At 61.1% G+C, this 16628-nt stretch carries 12 protein-coding genes; 10 read left to right on the top strand and 2 right to left on the bottom strand.

The annotated features are described in order from the left end of the window. Positions 1 to 1013: 1013 nt before the first annotated feature. Both olsB and M2400_RS27885 read left to right on the top strand, forming a co-directional pair. A complete protein-coding gene (olsB, locus tag M2400_RS27890) occupies positions 1014 to 1769 on the top strand; it encodes an L-ornithine N(alpha)-acyltransferase (protein WP_010176659.1) in 756 nt (251 codons plus the stop codon). After that, a complete protein-coding gene (locus M2400_RS27885; protein WP_177076678.1) occupies positions 1769 to 2560 on the top strand; it encodes a lysophospholipid acyltransferase family protein in 792 nt (263 codons plus the stop codon). Before olsB ends, M2400_RS27885 begins: the two co-directional genes overlap by 1 nt. A 110-nt stretch (positions 2561 to 2670) precedes the next feature. On the opposite strand, the gene M2400_RS27880 is transcribed toward M2400_RS27885, so the two are convergent. Continuing rightward, positions 2671 to 3255: an ACP phosphodiesterase gene (locus M2400_RS27880; RefSeq protein ID WP_177048900.1), complete on the bottom strand. Its 585-nt coding sequence runs from the start codon at positions 3253 to 3255 to the stop codon at positions 2671 to 2673. Between the two features lie 156 nt (positions 3256 to 3411). Between M2400_RS27880 and M2400_RS27875 the strand changes: the two genes are divergently transcribed. From M2400_RS27875 to M2400_RS27865, 3 genes are read left to right on the top strand one after another with little or no spacing between them, the layout of a single operon-like run. Continuing rightward, the gene (locus tag M2400_RS27875; protein WP_177048899.1) at positions 3412 to 3726 is read left to right on the top strand and encodes a helix-turn-helix transcriptional regulator; all 315 of its coding nucleotides are present in this window, start codon (positions 3412 to 3414) and stop codon (positions 3724 to 3726) included. Positions 3727 to 3739: 13 nt separating this feature from the next. After that, the gene (locus M2400_RS27870; RefSeq protein ID WP_177048898.1) at positions 3740 to 4906 is read left to right on the top strand and encodes an MFS transporter; all 1167 of its coding nucleotides are present in this window, start codon (positions 3740 to 3742) and stop codon (positions 4904 to 4906) included. Between the two features lie 25 nt (positions 4907 to 4931). Then, the gene (locus tag M2400_RS27865) at positions 4932 to 5987 is read left to right on the top strand and encodes an alkene reductase (protein ID WP_259200121.1); all 1056 of its coding nucleotides are present in this window, start codon (positions 4932 to 4934) and stop codon (positions 5985 to 5987) included. A 351-nt stretch (positions 5988 to 6338) separates the two neighbouring features. Here the strand turns inward: M2400_RS27865 and M2400_RS27860 are convergent, their stop codons facing one another. After that, entirely contained in the window at positions 6339 to 6971 is a 633-nt protein-coding gene (locus tag M2400_RS27860; protein ID WP_003219798.1) for a TetR family transcriptional regulator, read from the bottom strand. A gap of 265 nt (positions 6972 to 7236) precedes the next feature. On the opposite strand from M2400_RS27860, the gene M2400_RS27855 reads away from it, so the two are divergent. The 5 genes from M2400_RS27855 to M2400_RS27835 all read left to right on the top strand — a co-directional run bounded on the left by M2400_RS27855 (position 7237) and on the right by M2400_RS27835 (position 16617). Beyond that, a complete protein-coding gene (locus M2400_RS27855; protein WP_177134187.1) occupies positions 7237 to 8385 on the top strand; it encodes an efflux RND transporter periplasmic adaptor subunit in 1149 nt (382 codons plus the stop codon). Between the two features lie 3 nt (positions 8386 to 8388). Further along, positions 8389 to 11550: an efflux RND transporter permease subunit gene (locus M2400_RS27850; RefSeq protein WP_177048895.1), complete on the top strand. Its 3162-nt coding sequence runs from the start codon at positions 8389 to 8391 to the stop codon at positions 11548 to 11550. Further along, positions 11547 to 13004: an AdeC/AdeK/OprM family multidrug efflux complex outer membrane factor gene (gene adeC, locus M2400_RS27845; RefSeq protein ID WP_177048894.1), complete on the top strand. Its 1458-nt coding sequence runs from the start codon at positions 11547 to 11549 to the stop codon at positions 13002 to 13004. Before M2400_RS27850 ends, adeC begins: the two co-directional genes overlap by 4 nt. A gap of 283 nt (positions 13005 to 13287) precedes the next feature. Beyond that, positions 13288 to 14985: a molecular chaperone HscC gene (locus tag M2400_RS27840; protein ID WP_177048893.1), complete on the top strand. Its 1698-nt coding sequence runs from the start codon at positions 13288 to 13290 to the stop codon at positions 14983 to 14985. Positions 14986 to 14997: 12 nt separating this feature from the next. After that, on the top strand, positions 14998 to 16617 hold the full coding sequence (locus M2400_RS27835; protein ID WP_259200112.1) for a J domain-containing protein: 1620 nt from the start codon (positions 14998 to 15000) through the stop codon (positions 16615 to 16617). Positions 16618 to 16628 lie beyond the last annotated feature (11 nt).

Here is a 16628-nt window from a genome sequence, read left to right as displayed (position 1 = left end):
AACCGGCGTCCTGCCGGTTTACCCGCTCCGTAATACCTGCGTTCGGCCAGCGTGGTTTAACGGGGCGCCTAAGATCAAGATCAAAAGCAGATCAAAAGCAAAGCACAGCGGCCTACCGGCCGGCTTGAGTGTGGTGAAGCAAAGGCAAGATCAACATCTGAAACCAGAGCGGGCGCGGTCAACTGTGGGAGCTGGCTTGCCGGCGATGGCATCACCTCGGTGTATCTGATGTACCGAGTTGTCTGCATCGCAGGCAAGCCAGCTCCCACAGAAAAGCAGCTCTGCATTAGCATCAGTTTCAGATTTGGTTTTCGCTGTGGCTTTTGATCTGGCTTCTAACACTCAAGCTGGCCGGTAGGCCGCTGGGCTACCGGCCGGCTTGAGTGTGGTGAAGCAAAAGCAAGATCAACATCTGAAACCAGAGCGGGCACGGTCCACTGTAGGAGCTGGCTTGCCGGCGATGGCATCACCTCGGTGTAACTGATGTACCGAGTTGTCTGCATCGCCGGCAAGCCAGCTCCTACAGAAAAGCAGCTCTGCTTTCGCTCTGGATCTTGCTTTTACCACTCAGGTCGGCTTTCAGGCCGCCGTGCTGTTGATCTTGATCTTGCTCTTGATCTGACTGCCCCATTCAGCCCGAGGCCGAACGCAGGGATTGAGGAGCGGGTAAACCGGCAGGACGCCGGTTTAGCCGCGACGGGGCAGGGACGCCCCGTCGCGGCGGCCCGCGGAGCAATGCCGGAGTGAGGGAACACCGAGCCTAGGCGAGGTGCCGACAGGCGGGGCAGAGCGTTTTGGTTACTTTGCCGCTTTTGCAAAGTGACTCGCTGTAAGAGCGAAACCATAGGCGGCCGTTACCTAAATAACGGATATGTACCCAGCGATCCCCGACCAAAACGCCTGTCATCTAAGCGTCACCGTAACTTCATGGAGATGACACCGGCCGTACATAGCCTGAGTTGGCACAAACAAGTCGACCGGCCGCAACCCTGGCCGGCACTCGGAGACTCGCCATGACTCAGATCGCCCGCATCAGCGACACCGGCAATGAACGCCGCCTGCAAGCCGAACGCCTGATCGGCGCCCAGGCTTTGCAGGAAGCCCAGGCCCTGCGGTTCAACGTGTTCAGCGGCGAATTCAACGCCAAGCTGAAAGGCGCAGAACTGGGCCTGGACATGGATGACTATGATGTTCACTGCAGCCACATCGGCGTGCGGGATTTGAACAGCGGTCGACTCGTCGCCACCACCCGTTTGCTCGACCACCAGGCCGCCAGCACCCTGGGCCGCTTCTACAGCGAAGAAGAATTCAGCCTCCACGGCCTGCTGCACCTCAAAGGCCCGATCCTGGAAATCGGCCGCACCTGCGTCGACCCGGCCTACCGCAACGGCGGCACCATCGCGGTGTTGTGGGGCGAATTGGCCGAGGTACTCAACCAGGGCGGCTACAGCTACCTGATGGGCTGCGCGAGCATCCCGATGCACGACGGCGGCATCCAGGCCCACGCCATCATGCAGCGCCTGCGCGAACGCTACCTGTGCAACGAACACCTGCGCGCCGAGCCGAAAAAGCCGCTGCCTGCCTTGGACCTGCCGTCCAACGTCATCGCCGAAATGCCGCCCCTGCTCAAGGCCTACATGCGCCTGGGTGCGAAGATTTGCGGCGAGCCATGCTGGGACGAGGATTTCCAGGTGGCCGACGTGTTTATCCTGCTCAAGCGCGACGAGTTGTGCCCGCGTTACGCTCGCCACTTCAAGGCAGCCATGTGATGAGCCGCCTTCGGGTGTACGGGCGGATCGCCCGCGTGCTGCTAGTGGTGGCCCTGGGTTTGACCATGGCCAGTGTGTTTGGTGTGTTTGAACGTTTGGGGGTGGCCAACTCGATGGTACGCCGCCAGCGCTGGTCGCGGTTTTTCATGGCGCGGCTGACCAGTGCTCTGCCCTTTCGCGTGACCGTTCACGGTGAGTTGCCACAGCAGTCGATGCTGTGGGTCAGCAACCATGTGTCCTGGACCGATATCCCGCTGCTGGGGATGGTGGCGCCGATGTCGTTCCTGTCCAAGGCCGAGGTGCGTACCTGGCCCGTGGCGGGCTGGCTGGCGGCCAAGGCCGGCAGCCTGTTTATCCGCCGCGGTTCGGGTGACAGCCAGTTGATCCGCAAGCAGATGACCCGTCACCTGGAACAAAAGCACCCGCTGTTGATGTTCCCGGAAGGCACCACCACCGATGGTCGTGCCCTGCGCACGTTCCACGGGCGGTTGCTGGCCAGTGCGATTGATGCCGACGTGTCGTTGCAACCGGTGGCGATCCGTTATCTGCGCGATGGCAACATCGACCCGCTGGCACCCTTTATTGGCGACGATGATTTGCTCTCGCACCTGATGCGTTTGTTTGGCAATGACCAGGGCGATGTGGAAATCCATCTGCTCAAGCCGATTGCCTGCGCCGGGCAGGAACGTGCCGCGCTGGCATTCCAGGCGCAGCAGGCGGTGCAGAAGGCGTTGTTTGGGCCAACCCCTGAAACAGAGCAGCTACCCGTACGGCCAGCGTTCGCTGCATGAAGTGATGTGAACACAATTAACCTGTGGGAGCTGGCTTGCCTGCGATGGCATCACCTCGGTGTATCTGAAAAACCGAGGTGCCTGCATCGCCGGCAAGCCAGCTCCTACATTTAGTTATGTGTGGTCAGCTGGTTTTGTGCGAACTGCTGCAACTCTGGATAAAACACCCGAAAGTCCTCGCTCAACGGCTCATACAGCGTGCGCAATTCCTGCATGGCTTGGCCCAGTTCTTCGGGCCGTGTCAGGCGCCGGCCGATCCCCGCCAATACCTGCTCCATCACCGCAAACTCGCGGTATGAACCCAGCCAGTCATCCGCCGCCATATACGGCGCAATCTGCGCCAGCCGCCCCGGCAACGCCGGCTCTTCGGCGAGCACCCGGTAAACCCGCGAGGTAAACCGCTCCAGCGGCTGATCGGCATACAAGGCCCAATCCCGCGCCAGGCAGTGGTCGAAAAACACATCGAGGACGATCCCGGCGTAGCGGCGTCGGGTGAGTGTGAAGCGCGACAATGCCTCCCCTACCAGCGGGTGGCTGTCGGTGTAGCGGTCGATTGAGCGGTGCAACTGAATCGCCGACTCGATTTGCGGGCTGAACTGGCCTTGCAGGCGACCTTTAACGAAGTCGCCATACAGGCTGCCGAGCAATTGAGCAGGAAGTTGGCCGCCCAGGTGCAGATGTGCGAGATAATTCATGCCGCGCAGTCTAACACTGCCGTCAACGTATCGTTATAACCCGATATACCGATTTAGCCTGGCCTAAGACCAAAATCATATTGGTGTATCGGAATATAACGATTTAAAGTTCGCCTCATCGCGATATAACGTTTTATAAACCCGAGCATCACTGCCATGTCCATCGACCTCGACGAAATAATAAAAGCCCTGGCGCACCCAGTACGGCGAGACATCCTCAACTGGCTGAAAGACCCGAAGACGCAATTCCCTGAGCAGATCCACCACCACGAGCACGGCATTTGCGCCGGGCAGATCGACCAGCGTTGCGGCCTGTCCCAGTCCACCGTGTCGGCGCACCTGGCGACCCTGCAACGGGCGGGGCTGATCAGCAGCCAGAAGGCCGGCCAATGGCACTTTTTCAAACGCAATGAGGAGGCAATCCAAGCCTTCCTCAAAGCGCTCACCGAAGAACTCAGCACACCGCTGTAACAAGGACCCACCAATGCCTCTCTCGCTACTCATCCTGGCCTTAAGCGCCTTCGCCATCGGTACGACCGAGTTCGTCATCATGGGGCTGTTGCCCGATGTGGCGGCCGACCTCGGTGTATCGATTCCCGGCGCCGGCTGGCTGGTGACCGGTTACGCTCTGGGTGTGGCCATCGGCGCGCCCTTCATGGCACTGGCCACCGCCAAGCTGCCACGCAAGGCCGCCCTGGTAGCGTTGATGGGCATTTTCATCATCGGCAACCTGCTCTGCGCCATGGCCAGTGACTACAACGTGCTGATGTTTGCCCGTGTGGTCACGGCGCTCTGCCACGGTGCCTTCTTCGGTATCGGTTCGGTGGTCGCCGCCAACCTGGTGCCGGCCAACAAGCGTGCTTCGGCCGTGGCGCTGATGTTCACCGGCTTGACCCTGGCCAACGTGCTGGGTGTGCCGTTGGGCACGGCACTGGGCCAGGAGGCCGGCTGGCGCTCGACCTTCTGGGCAGTCACCGTGATTGGAGTGATCGCATTGATCGGCCTGATCCGCTTCCTGCCGACCAAGCGTGACGAGGAAAAACTCGACATGCGCGCCGAGCTCAAAGCACTCAAAGGCGCCGGTATCTGGCTGTCATTGAGCATGACCGCGCTGTTCTCCGCCTCGATGTTCACCCTCTTTACCTACGTCGCGCCGCTGCTGGGGGATGTCACCGGTGTCTCGCCCAAAGGCGTGACCTGGACCCTGCTGCTGATCGGCCTGGGCCTGACCGTCGGTAACATCATCGGCGGCAAGCTGGCAGACAAACGCCTGGCCGCCACCCTGATCGGCGTATTCATCAGCATGGCCGTCGTCTCCACGGTGCTGACCTGGACCAGCGTCGCCGTGATCCCGACTGAAATCACCCTGTTCCTCTGGGCCACCGCCTCGTTTGCCGCCGTGCCGGCGCTGCAAATCAACGTGGTGACCTTCGGCAAGGCCGCCCCCAACCTGGTGTCCACCTTGAACATCGGCGCCTTCAACATCGGCAACGCCCTCGGCGCCTGGGTTGGCGGCAGCGTGATTGCCCACGGTTTTGGCCTGACCAGCGTGCCCCTGGCCGCTGCAGCACTGGCGGTGCTCGCCCTGCTGGTGACCCTGATTACTTTCCGTCAGACCGGCGATGCCGACCTGGCCCCCGCGACCAACTGATCAACTAAAGAGAAGGGTGTATCCCATGACGACTATTTTCGATCCAATCAAGCTGGGCGACCTGCAACTGTCGAACCGCATCATCATGGCGCCGCTGACCCGCTGCCGTGCCGACGCCGGTCGTGTGCCCAATGCGCTGATGGCCGAGTACTACGTACAACGTGCCTCCGCCGGCCTGATCCTCAGCGAAGCCACCTCCGTGACACCAATGGGCGTGGGTTACCCGGATACCCCGGGCATCTGGTCCAACGACCAGGTGCGTGGCTGGGCCAATGTAACCAAGGCCGTACACGGCGCAGGCGGCAAGATCTTCCTGCAACTGTGGCACGTGGGCCGCATCTCCCATGAATCGTACCTCGACGGTGAAACCCCGGTCGCACCCAGTGCCATCCAGCCTAAAGGCCACGTCAGCCTGGTGCGCCCACTGGCCGACTACCCTACCCCGCGTGCCCTGGAAACCGCTGAAATCGCCGACATCGTCGACGCTTACCGCGTAGGTGCCGAGAACGCCAAGGCTGCCGGTTTTGACGGTGTGGAAGTTCACGGCGCAAACGGCTACCTGCTCGACCAGTTCCTGCAAAGCAGCACCAACCAGCGCACCGACAACTATGGCGGCTCCCTGGAAAACCGTGCACGCCTGATGCTCGAAGTGACTGACGCAGTGATTGAAGTCTGGGGCGCCGGCCGTGTGGGTGTGCACCTGGCACCACGCGCCGACTCCCACGACATGGGCGACGCCAACCTGTCGGAAACTTTCACCTACCTCGCAAAAGAGCTGGGCAAGCGTGGTATCGCGTTCATCTGCTCCCGTGAAAAGGAAGCCGGCGACAGCCTCGGCCCACAACTGAAAGCAGCCTTCGGCGGCCCGTACATCGCCAACGAACGCTTCACCAAGGACAGCGCCAACGCCTGGCTGGCCTCGGGCAAGGCCGACGCCGTAGCGTTCGGCGTACCGTTCATCGCCAACCCGGACCTGCCGGCTCGCCTGAAGGCCGATGCTCCGCTGAACGAAGCGCATCCAGAGACGTTCTACGCCAAAGGCCCGGTCGGCTACATCGACTACCCGACCCTGGCCCTGTAATCGGCTGAAACGAAAAAGCCCCGGCTTGCGAGAGCCGGGGCTTTTTTATGGGCCGCAGGAAACATTTTCCTGTAGGAGCGAGCTTGCTCGCGAAAAACGCCCAGGCGACGCGTTAATGCAGCATGCCCGCGTTATCGTTGACGATCTTCGCGAGCAAGCTCGCTCCTACACAGGCCGCAGGAACATTCCTTCACAGCCTTGCAACAATATTGCTACAAAATACTTAGCCAACTACCTATCAACCACCCGCCAGCCCGTATATAACGTCACCCCATAAAATCAGGGAAAAGGCTGATTGACCTGCCCTGGCCTTTATTGTTGACACAACTGGTCGCAATTACGCATTTTGTCTTAATTGCGCAGGCCAGGGCTCAAGCGCAGCATGTCCAACGCGATATCGACCCACCGTTCTGCGTCCTGGGCCAATTGAAAACTGTCGGGTACCAGCAGCCATTGGCCGAGAATTCCGTCGATATAAGCGTGCATGCATACGGCAGCACGTACGGTGTCGAGATTCTCCGGAAGCTGCCCGCGATGGACCGCGTTACGCAGGGTCAGCCCGATGCGCAGGTTGCATTCAAGGCTGGCGGTCTGGCGCTGACGGCGCAGATCACACATTTCATCGGTGAATTCGCACTTATGAAACAAAATCTCATTGATGCGCCGGGTCTTCGGGTCCAGCGCCACTTGATGGAACAGATGAATCAGCAGCTTGCGCATGCAACCCAGCGGATCGACCTCGTCCTCGCTCTCACTGGCCCTGGCCAACTCATCCAGCGGCTCGTGCAGCGTATCGAGCATCGCCTGCACCAGGTCGGCCTTGTTGCTGAAATGCCAGTAGATGGCACCGCGCGTCACGCCCGCCAAGGCGGCGATGTCCGCCAGCGTGGTACGCGCAACCCCGCGCTCGTAAAAGGCTTGCTCGGCCGCTTCAAGAATCTGGCTGCGCGTTTCCTGAGCTTCCTCTTTGGTACGACGAACCATGGCAGTAAAACCTCAATCAGGACACTTTGGGTGGCCGGAAACGACCATCTGAATAATTGTGGGACGACGCCTTCATGGGCGCCGAACGTACTAGAATCGAGGCTTTGGACGCTGCTTTGTCAACATTCCGCGAAGCCTGTCAAGAGTTTACAAACAACCATGAACGTAAGTATATTGCGTAGCAAGCTACTTATCCACTCAGTGCCTGTTTTTTACCCTTCCACACTTCTTGTGCGCACTCTGCGCGCCTGACCCGAGGATCTTCATGCAACTTAAGCCAGCTGTTACCGCCCTGGTTACTGCCGTCGCCCTGGCATCGCTGCTCAGCGGATGTAAAAAGGAAGAAGCGGCTCCGCCCGCTCAAACCCCTCAGGTCGGCGTGGTCACTATTCAACCTCAAGCCTTTACCCTGACATCCGAGCTGCCAGGCCGCACCACGGCCTATCGCATTGCCGAGGTTCGCCCTCAGGTCAACGGCATCATTCTCAAGCGCCTGTTCAAGGAAGGCGGCGACGTCAAGGAAGGCCAGCAGCTCTATCAGATCGATCCGTCGGTGTATGACGCCTCTCTGAAAAGCGCCCAGGCCAACCTGGCCCAGACCAAGTCGATTGCCGACCGCTACAAGCAGTTGGTGGACGAGCAAGCGGTCAGCCGTCAGGAATACGACACCGCCGTGTCCAACCGCATGACCTCTGAAGCCAACGTGCAAACGGCCCAGATCAACGTGCGCTACACCAAGGTCTTCGCCCCGATCTCCGGGCGTATCGGCCGTTCTTCGGTCACCGAAGGCGCGCTGGTCAGCAGCGGTCAGACCGATGCCATGGCCGTGATCCAGCAACTGGACCCGATCTACGTCGACGTCACGCAGTCCTCCGCCGAGATGCTGAAACTGCGTCGCGACCTGGAAAGCGGCCAGTTGGAAAAAGCCGGTGATAACGCGGCCAAGGTCAAGCTGACCCTGGAAGACGGCAGCGATTACAAGCTGGACGGTAAACTGGAATTCTCTGAAGTCTCGGTCGACGAAACCACCGGTTCCGTGACCCTGCGTGCCGTATTCCCGAACCCAGACCACACCCTGCTGCCGGGCATGTTTGTGCACGCGCAATTGCAGGCCGGTGTGAACAGCAAGGCCATCCTGGCACCGCAGCAAGGCGTGACCCGCGACCTGAAGGGCATCCCGACCGCGCTGGTGGTGAACAAGGACAACAAGGTCGAGCAGCGTGTACTGGTCGCCAACCGGACTACCGGCGCCTACTGGCTGGTGGAAAAAGGCCTGAACGCCGGTGACCGTGTGATCACCGAAGGCCTGCAATTCATCAAGCCGGGCATCGAAGTCAAGGTCAAGGACGCGGATAACGCCAAGCCCGCCGGTTCCGCTGCTGCTCCTGCTGCCGCTGCTGGTCAAGGGGAGTAATTCATGTCGAAATTTTTTATCGACCGTCCCATTTTCGCCTGGGTAATTGCCCTGGTGATCATGCTGGTCGGGGCACTGTCTATCCTGAAGTTGCCCATCAACCAGTACCCGGCCATTGCGCCAACCGCCATTGATATCCAGGTGACCTACCCGGGCGCGTCTGCACAAACCGTGCAGGACACCGTGGTGCAGGTGATCGAGCAACAGCTCAACGGTATCGACAACCTGCGTTATGTCGCCTCGGACAGTAACTCCGACGGCAGCATGACCATCACCGCGACGTTCAACCAGGGTACCAACCCGGACATCGCCCAGGTTCAGGTGCAGAACAAGCTCAACCTGGCGACCCCGCTGCTGCCACAAGAAGTACAGCAGCAAGGTATCCGCGTTACCAAGTCGGTGAAGAACTTCCTGATGGTGATCGGTCTGGTGTCGGAAGACGGCAGCATGACCAAGGATGACCTTTCCAACTACATCGTTTCCAACATCCAGGACCCGATTTCCCGGACCGCTGGTGTGGGTGACTTCCAGGTGTTCGGTTCCCAGTACGCCATGCGTATCTGGCTCGACCCGGCCAAGCTGAACAACTACCAGCTGACGCCAGTGGATGTCAGCAACGCCATCCAGGCGCAGAACGTCCAGGTGGCCACCGGCCAATTGGGCGGCCTGCCTGCCCTGCCCGGCACTCAGTTGAACGCCACCATCATCGGCAAGACGCGTCTGCAAACCACTGAAGCGTTCGGCAATATCCTGATGAAGGTCAACTCCGACGGCTCCCAGGTTCGTCTGGGTGACGTTGCGCGTATCGAACTGGGCGGCCAGAACTACAGCATCAGTGCACAGTTCAACGGCAAGCCGGCTTCCGGTATGGCGATCAAGCTGGCAGCCGGTGCCAACGCACTCGACACCGCCAAGGCGATTCGTGAAACGGTTGCGTCCCTCGAACCGTTCTTCCCGCCTGGCATGAAGGCTGTGGTGCCGTATGACACCACGCCGGTCGTGACCGAATCGATCTCCGGTGTGGTTCACACCCTGGTCGAAGCGATCGTGCTGGTGTTCCTGGTGATGTTCCTGTTCCTGCAGAACTTCCGCGCCACCATCATCACCACCATGACCGTACCGGTGGTATTGCTGGGTACCTTCGGGATCCTCGCCGCGTTCGGCTTCACCATCAACACCCTGACCATGTTCGGCATGATCCTGGCCATCGGCTTGCTGGTGGACGATGCCATTGTTGTGGTGGAGAACGTCGAGCGGGTAATGGCCGAGGAGCACCTGTCGCCCAAGGAGGCGACGGTCAAGTCCATGGGCCAGATCCAGGGCGCCCTGGTGGGTATCGCCCTGGTACTGTCGGCGGTATTGCTGCCAATGGCGTTCTTCGGTGGTTCCACCGGTGTGATCTACCGCCAGTTCTCCATCACCATTGTTTCGGCGATGGCGCTGTCGGTACTGGTTGCCCTGATCTTCACCCCGGCCTTGTGCGCCACCATGCTCAAGCCGATTGACCCGGAAAAGCACGGCCAACCCAAGCGCGGTTTCTTCGGCTGGTTCAACCGTACCTTCGACCGTGGCGTACTGAGCTACGAGCGCGGCGTCGGTAACATGATCAAGCACAAGTTCCCGGCTTTCGTGGTCTATGCACTGATCCTCGCCGGCATGATCTGGATGTTCACCCGTATTCCAAGCGCGTTCCTCCCAGAGGAAGACCAGGGCGTGATCTTTGCCCAGGTCCAGACGCCAGTGGGCTCTTCGGCTGAACGTACGCAGAAAGTCATCGACGACATGCGCGCCTACCTGTTGAACGACAAGGAAGGCGAGCCAGGCGAAGGCAAGGCGGTTAAATCGGTGTTTACCGTAAACGGCTTCAACTTCGCCGGTCGTGGCCAGAGCTCGGGCCTCGCGTTCGTGATGCTCAAGCCATGGGATGAGCGTGATGCGTCGCTGTCGGTATTTGAAGTTGCCAAGCGCGCCCAGGGTTATTTCTTCCAGACCTTCAAGGACGCCATGGTGTTCGCCGTGGTACCACCGTCGGTACTGGAACTGGGTAACGCCACCGGCTTCGACGTGTTCCTGCAAGACCAGGGCGGCGTTGGCCACCAGAAGTTGATGGATGCGCGTAACCAGTTCCTCGGTGCCGCTGCACAAAGCAAGATCCTGGCGGGCGTGCGCCCCAACGGCGTGAACGATGAGCCGCAGTACGAGCTGACCGTTGACGACGAGAAGGCCAGCGCCCAGGGCATCAGCCTGGCAGACATCCAGCAGACCCTGGCAATCGCCTTGGGTGGCAGCTACATCAACGACTTCATCGACCGTGGTCGTGTGAAGAAGGTGTATGTACAGGGTGACGCCGCCAGCCGGATGTCTCCGGAAGACCTGAGCAAATGGTACGTGCGCAGCACGTCCGGGAAGATGGTGCCGCTGTCGGCCATCTCTTCGGGCAAGTGGATCTTCGGTTCGCCGAAACTCTCGCGCTATAACGGTGTAGCGGCGATGGAAATCCTCGGTACCCCGGCACCTGGCTACAGTACCGGTGACGCGATGGCGGAAGTCGAGCGCATCGCCAAGGACCTGCCGGCCGGTGTCGGTTACTCCTGGACCGGCCTGTCGTACGAAGAACGCCTGTCCGGCTCCCAGGCGCCTGCGCTGTACGCCCTGTCGCTGCTGGTCGTGTTCCTTTGCCTTGCGGCACTGTACGAAAGCTGGTCGATTCCGATCGCGGTAATTCTGGTTGTACCACTGGGTGTGATCGGTGCGCTGATCGCCACCAGCCTGCGGGGACTGTCCAACGACGTGTTCTTCCAGGTGGGCCTGTTGGTGACGGTGGGCCTGGCGGCGAAAAACGCCATCCTCATCGTGGAGTTCGCCAAAGAGCTTCACGAACAGGGCAAAGGCATCGTCGAGTCGGCTATCGAGGCATCCCGCATGCGTCTGCGTCCGATCATCATGACGTCCATGGCGTTCATGCTCGGCGTACTGCCCCTGGCGATTTCCACCGGTGCCGGCTCAGGTAGCCAGCACGCCATCGGTACGGGCGTAATTGGCGGTATGATCACCGCCACGGTCCTCGCGATTTTCTGGGTACCCCTGTTCTTCGCAACCGTGTCCTCCGCTGGCGAGCGTAAAAAGACTGAAACCAAGCAAACTCCTAAAGAGGCTGGCCAATGAGCAAGTCGCTACTTTCCTTAGCCGTCACGGCATTCGTGCTCAGTGGCTGCTCGCTGATCCCGGACTACCAGCGCCCTGAAGCGCCGGTAGCCGCGCAGTTCCCGCAGGGGCCGGCGTATTCGTCGGCCCAGGCGCCGAGCCAGGCCGCCGCCGAGCAAGGCTGGAAGCAGTTTTTCCATGACCCTGCCCTGCAGCAGCTGATCCAGACTGCACTGGTGAACAACCGCGACCTGCGTGTCGCGGCCCTGAACATCGACGCCTATGCCGCGCAGTACCAGATCCAGCGTGCCGACCTGTTCCCGGCCATCTCGGCCACCGGCAGCGGCAGCCGTTCGCGGACTCCGGCCAAACTGTCGCAGACCGGCGAAGCGGGCATTACCAGCCAATACTCGGCGGGCCTGGGGATCAGCTCTTATGAGCTGGACCTGTTCGGCCGCGTGCGCAGCCTGAGCGAGCAAGCGCTGCAACAATACTTCGCCACCGAAGAAGCGCGTCGCACCACTCAGATCAGCCTGGTGGCCAGTGTGGCCAACGCCTACCTGACCTGGCAGGCCGACAAGGAGCTGCTCAAGCTCACCCAGGACACCCTGGGCGCGTACGAGCAGAGCTTCAAGCTCACCTCCCGCAGCAATGAAGTCGGCGTAGCGTCGGCCCTGGACCTGAGCCAGGCCCGTACCTCGGTGGAAAACGCCCGGGTTGCACTGGCGCGCTATACCCGCCAGGTGGCCCAGGACGAAAACAACCTGACCCTGCTGCTGGGCACCGGCCTGCCGGCGAACATCGTCAGCCGGCCATTGGCTGACGACCTGCTGAGCGAAGTACCGGCCGGCCTGCCGTCGGACCTGCTGCAACGTCGTCCGGACATCCTGCAGGCCGAGTACAACCTCAAGGCGGCCAACGCCAACATCGGTGCGGCACGGGCAGCGTTCTTCCCGAGCATCACCCTGACCGCCAGTGCCGGTACTGCAAGCCCGACCCTGGGCGGCCTGTTCAAGGGTGGTTCGGGTACCTGGTCGTTCGCACCGCAGATCAACATCCCGATCTTCAACGCCGGCAGCCTGCGCGCCAGCCTGGATTACTCGAAAATCCAGAAAGAGATCAACGTCGCCAACTACGAGAAAGCGATCCAGACCGGCTTCCAGGAAGTCTCCGATGGCCTTGCCGCCCGCGAGACCTACAAGCAGCAACTGGACGCCCAACGTGGCTTCGTCGCGGCCAACCAGGATTACTACCGCCTGGCCGAGCGTCGCTACCGCATTGGTGTCGACAGCAACCTGACGTTCCTCGACGCCCAGCGCCAACTGTTCAGTGCCCAGCAATCGCTGATCACCGACCGCCTGGCGCAGCTCAACAGCGAGGTCAACCTGTACAAGGCCCTCGGTGGTGGCTGGAACGAGCAAACCGCGAAGAACGAGCCGTTGAAAGAAGAAGCGCCAAAGCTGAATCTGTTCTGATAGCCCGGTAACACAAAAACCGCTTCCCTCACGGGAGGCGGTTTTTTTATGCCTGTAACAAAGATCAAGGTAGGAGCTGTCGAGCCTTGGCGAGGCTGCGATGGGATCGCTGCGGTGTGTCTGGCAGACCGCGTCGTCTGCATCGCGGGCAAGCCCGGCTCCCACAAGGGGGTGCATTTCAGATCCGGGAGCGGCACTGGTCTAATGTGGGTTGCGTTTCGCGCCGGACATCAGGGTAAAATTGGTAACAGATTCTTACAGACCACAGAGGGAGCTTGTCGTAATGATCGTAGGAATCGACCTGGGGACCACCAACAGTCTTGCCGCCGTATGGCGCGGCGACACCACCGAGTTGGTGCCCAACGCCCTTGGCCAGTTCCTGACCCCAAGCGTGGTCGGGCTGGATGACCAGGGCCGGATCCTGGTGGGCCAGGCCGCACGCGAGCGGCTGCACACTCACCCGCAACTGACCACCTCGCTGTTCAAGCGCTACATGGGCAGCGCCACTGAAGTGCGCCTGGGCGACCGGCTGTTCCGCCCGGAAGAGCTCTCGGCGCTGGTGCTCAAAAGCCTCAAGGAAGACATCGAGCGCACCTACGGCCACACCGTCACGGAAGCCGTGATCAGCGTGCCCGCCTACTTCAGTGACGGCCAGCGCAAGGCCACCCGCATCGCCGGTGAACTGGCCGGCCTGAACATCGAAAAGCTGATCAACGAACCCACCGCCGCCGCCCTCGCCTATGGCCTGCACCAGCGGGACAAGGAAACCTCGTTCCTGGTGTTCGACCTTGGCGGCGGCACCTTTGACGTGTCGATTATCGAGCTGTTCGACGGCGTCATGGAAGTGCGCGCCAGCGCCGGTGACAACTTCCTCGGCGGCGAAGATTTCGACACCCTGCTGCTCGACCATTTCATCGACAGCCAGCGCAACGTCCAAGGTTTCCCGCCACGGGCCTCGGTGCTGCAACCCCTGCGACGCGAAGCCGAACGGGTGCGCAAGGCCCTCGGCCAGGACGACAGCGCCGAGTTCACGTTGCGAGTGGATGGCCAGCAATGGACCCACACCATCACCCAGCAGGAACTGGCCAAACTCTTCACGCCGCTGCTTGAACGCCTGCGCACCCCGATTGAACGGGCGCTGCGGGACGCGCGCATCCGGGTCGGCGACCTGGACGAGATCCTGCTGGTGGGCGGCACCACCCGCATGCCGCTGGTGCGCAAGCTGGCCGCCGGGTTGTTCGGGCGCTTCCCGTCCATCAGCCTCGACCCCGACCAGGTCGTCGCCCACGGCGCCGCGATTCAAGCCGCGCTCAAGGCGCGTTCGGCGGCGCTGGAAGAAGTGGTGCTGACCGACGTCTGCCCTTACACCCTGGGCATCGAAACCTCGACCCAGTACGGTAACCACATCGAAAGCGGCCATTACCTGCCGCTGATCGAGCGCAACAGCAGCGTGCCGGTGAGCCGCGTCAAAACCGTGCACACCATGCACGACAACCAGGCCCAGGTACTGCTGAAAATCTTCCAGGGCGAAAGCCGCCTGGTGAAAGACAACATCAAGCTCGGCGAGCTGGAAATTGATGTGCCCAAGCGCAAGGCCGGCGAAGTCTCGCTGGATGTGCGCTTCACCTATGACAACAACGGCCTGCTGGAAGCCCAGGTAAGTATTCCGCTGACGGGCGAGCAACACTCGCTGGTGATCGAGAACAACCCCGGCGTACTGACCGCGGACGAAATCCAGCAACGCCTGCAAGCCCTGGCGCTGCTGAAGATTCACCCGAGGGACCAACAGGTCAACACCGTGCTGACCGCACGCCTGGAGCGGCTCTACCAGGAAAACCTGGGGGAATTGCGTGAGCAGTTGGGCCATTGGGCGGCGCAGTTCCAGCAAGTGCTCGACACCCAGGACGAACGTCGTATCCGTGAAGCCCGCACTGAACTCACCCGGCAACTGGAACAACTGGACAGTGGCATCTGGCGCTAGGGAGCCTGCGACATGGAATGTTGGACAGTGTTGCAACTGCCGGAAGACGCCGACGAACGCAGCATCAAGCGTAGCTATGCGCGCCTGCTCAAAAACTGCCGCCCGGATGACGATGCCGAAGGCTTCCAGCGCCTGCGGGAGGCTTACGAGCAGGCGCTGAACATCGCGCGCTGGCGGGCCGAGCATGAAGAGCAAGAAGCCGAAGTCATTGAAGCCCCGGTGGCGGAGCAGGCCTACGGCAGCCTCAACCAGTACTCGGACTTTATCGACGTGCACCCCGTCAGCCCTGCCCCGTTCGAGCTACCGCCCGAGCAGACTCGTGCACAGGCCCTGATCAAAGGGCTGAGCGCAGCCAACCTCACCGAGCGTTGGGAGCAGGCGCAGCAGCAACTGTGTGCGGATGCCTTCCAGGCCGCCCTGCTGCGCCATTGCTTCGATACCCCTGGCGAACGCGGCGCGATTGCCGCCTGGGCCGTGCAGCATCTGGAATGGCTGACGCCCTGGCAAAGCGTGGTGATGACGCCCTGGCAACACGAAGCGCTCACCAACGAACTGCTCCAGCAATACCGCCAGGCGCTTCAGGAGCTGTTGGAGCAAAAGGCCGAGCGCGAGTTCGTCAACCAGCTCACGGCCTACAACCAGCAGCCCTGGTTGCGGGTGTTCGACCTGCAGCAACAGTGGCAACGCATCATCCTGCAATTGCTCCACGAAACGCAGTGGAGCGTGCCGCTGTTCGAGCGGGTGTCCCAGGCCTTTGGCTGGGACGATCAGAAAGGCGTGCACCCGGAGCCCGAGTGGATGTGGAGCGGCCTGGTGGAGCGCTGCCAGCAGGAAAGCTTCTACGACAACCTGCTGGCCAAGGCCAAGGATGGTCCGCGCAACTCACCGGACGTGCTGGCGGCGCGGCTGCTGCTCACGCCCATGTCCGCCACACAGCAGCATCGCTTCACAGACCCGTTTGGCGGCAACGAATGGAACGCCTGCCAGCACCTGTCTGAAACCCTGGCCTGGCGCTACCCGCAGCTGCTTGAGCGTCTGCCTCAGCCCGATGTGTATTTCTGGCGCAGGTTCCTGCCGCGCGCCGTCTCTTATCAGAGTTGGGTCCGGGTGTGGGGCGGCCTGGCCATCGCCAGTGGCCTGGCGTTTTATCAGCAGAAAAAAACCACGCTGGTCGCCGAAATGGTCATGTTCATGCTGCTGACCTTTATCCCGGCCATGATCGCCATTCGTGGCACCCAGCTCTGGGCGGCATTCACTTCGCGGCTGATCGTCCCCGACCTGTGGCTGAGTGAACGCCTGCTGCCCAAGCGCTTCAACCCTCATCAATACTGGTTGGTGCTGCGCCACGGTGTCCCGCAAGTGGGCATGCTGTTGATGTTCGGCTTCGTGCTGGGACTGATGGGCATGCTGGGCTACCTGGGCATGATTCTGATCAATCAGTTTCACCGCCGGCGCATTGGCCAAGTCAGCGAAAGCTTCAATGAAAAATACCCGTGGATCAGCGGCCTGCACTGGAGCTACTGGAGCCCGTTTCAGGTCGTGTTCCTGTTAGTGATGGTGGCCGCAACCCTCGCCTGCCAGAAATACTTGCCCGCCTTTCCCTGGACCAGCCTCACCGCCTCCCGCCTTTGACGCTTGCGAAA

Source organism: Pseudomonas sp. BIGb0558 (assembly GCF_024807515.1).
GTDB lineage: Bacteria > Pseudomonadota > Gammaproteobacteria > Pseudomonadales > Pseudomonadaceae > Aquipseudomonas > Aquipseudomonas yamanorum_A.
The sequence above is the reverse complement of the archived record's forward strand: the minus strand, read 5'-3'. Positions and strand labels throughout refer to the sequence as shown.

Bases quoted from the DNA above. Each gene is read 5' to 3' on its own strand.
- M2400_RS27860 (WP_003219798.1), bottom strand. From the start codon at position 6,971: ATGGTTCGTCGTACCAAAGAGGAAGCTCAGGAAACGCGCAGCCAGATT.
- M2400_RS27850 (WP_177048895.1), top strand. From the start codon at position 8,389: ATGTCGAAATTTTTTATCGACCGTCCCATTTTCGCCTGGGTAATTGCC.
- M2400_RS27840 (WP_177048893.1), top strand. From the start codon at position 13,288: ATGATCGTAGGAATCGACCTGGGGACCACCAACAGTCTTGCCGCCGTA.
- M2400_RS27865 (WP_259200121.1), top strand. From the start codon at position 4,932: ATGACGACTATTTTCGATCCAATCAAGCTGGGCGACCTGCAACTGTCG.
- M2400_RS27855 (WP_177134187.1), top strand. From the start codon at position 7,237: ATGCAACTTAAGCCAGCTGTTACCGCCCTGGTTACTGCCGTCGCCCTG.
- M2400_RS27875 (WP_177048899.1), top strand. From the start codon at position 3,412: ATGTCCATCGACCTCGACGAAATAATAAAAGCCCTGGCGCACCCAGTA.
- M2400_RS27885 (WP_177076678.1), top strand. From the start codon at position 1,769: ATGAGCCGCCTTCGGGTGTACGGGCGGATCGCCCGCGTGCTGCTAGTG.
- M2400_RS27880 (WP_177048900.1), bottom strand. From the start codon at position 3,255: ATGAATTATCTCGCACATCTGCACCTGGGCGGCCAACTTCCTGCTCAA.
- olsB (WP_010176659.1), top strand. From the start codon at position 1,014: ATGACTCAGATCGCCCGCATCAGCGACACCGGCAATGAACGCCGCCTG.
- adeC (WP_177048894.1), top strand. From the start codon at position 11,547: ATGAGCAAGTCGCTACTTTCCTTAGCCGTCACGGCATTCGTGCTCAGT.
- M2400_RS27835 (WP_259200112.1), top strand. From the start codon at position 14,998: ATGGAATGTTGGACAGTGTTGCAACTGCCGGAAGACGCCGACGAACGC.
- M2400_RS27870 (WP_177048898.1), top strand. From the start codon at position 3,740: ATGCCTCTCTCGCTACTCATCCTGGCCTTAAGCGCCTTCGCCATCGGT.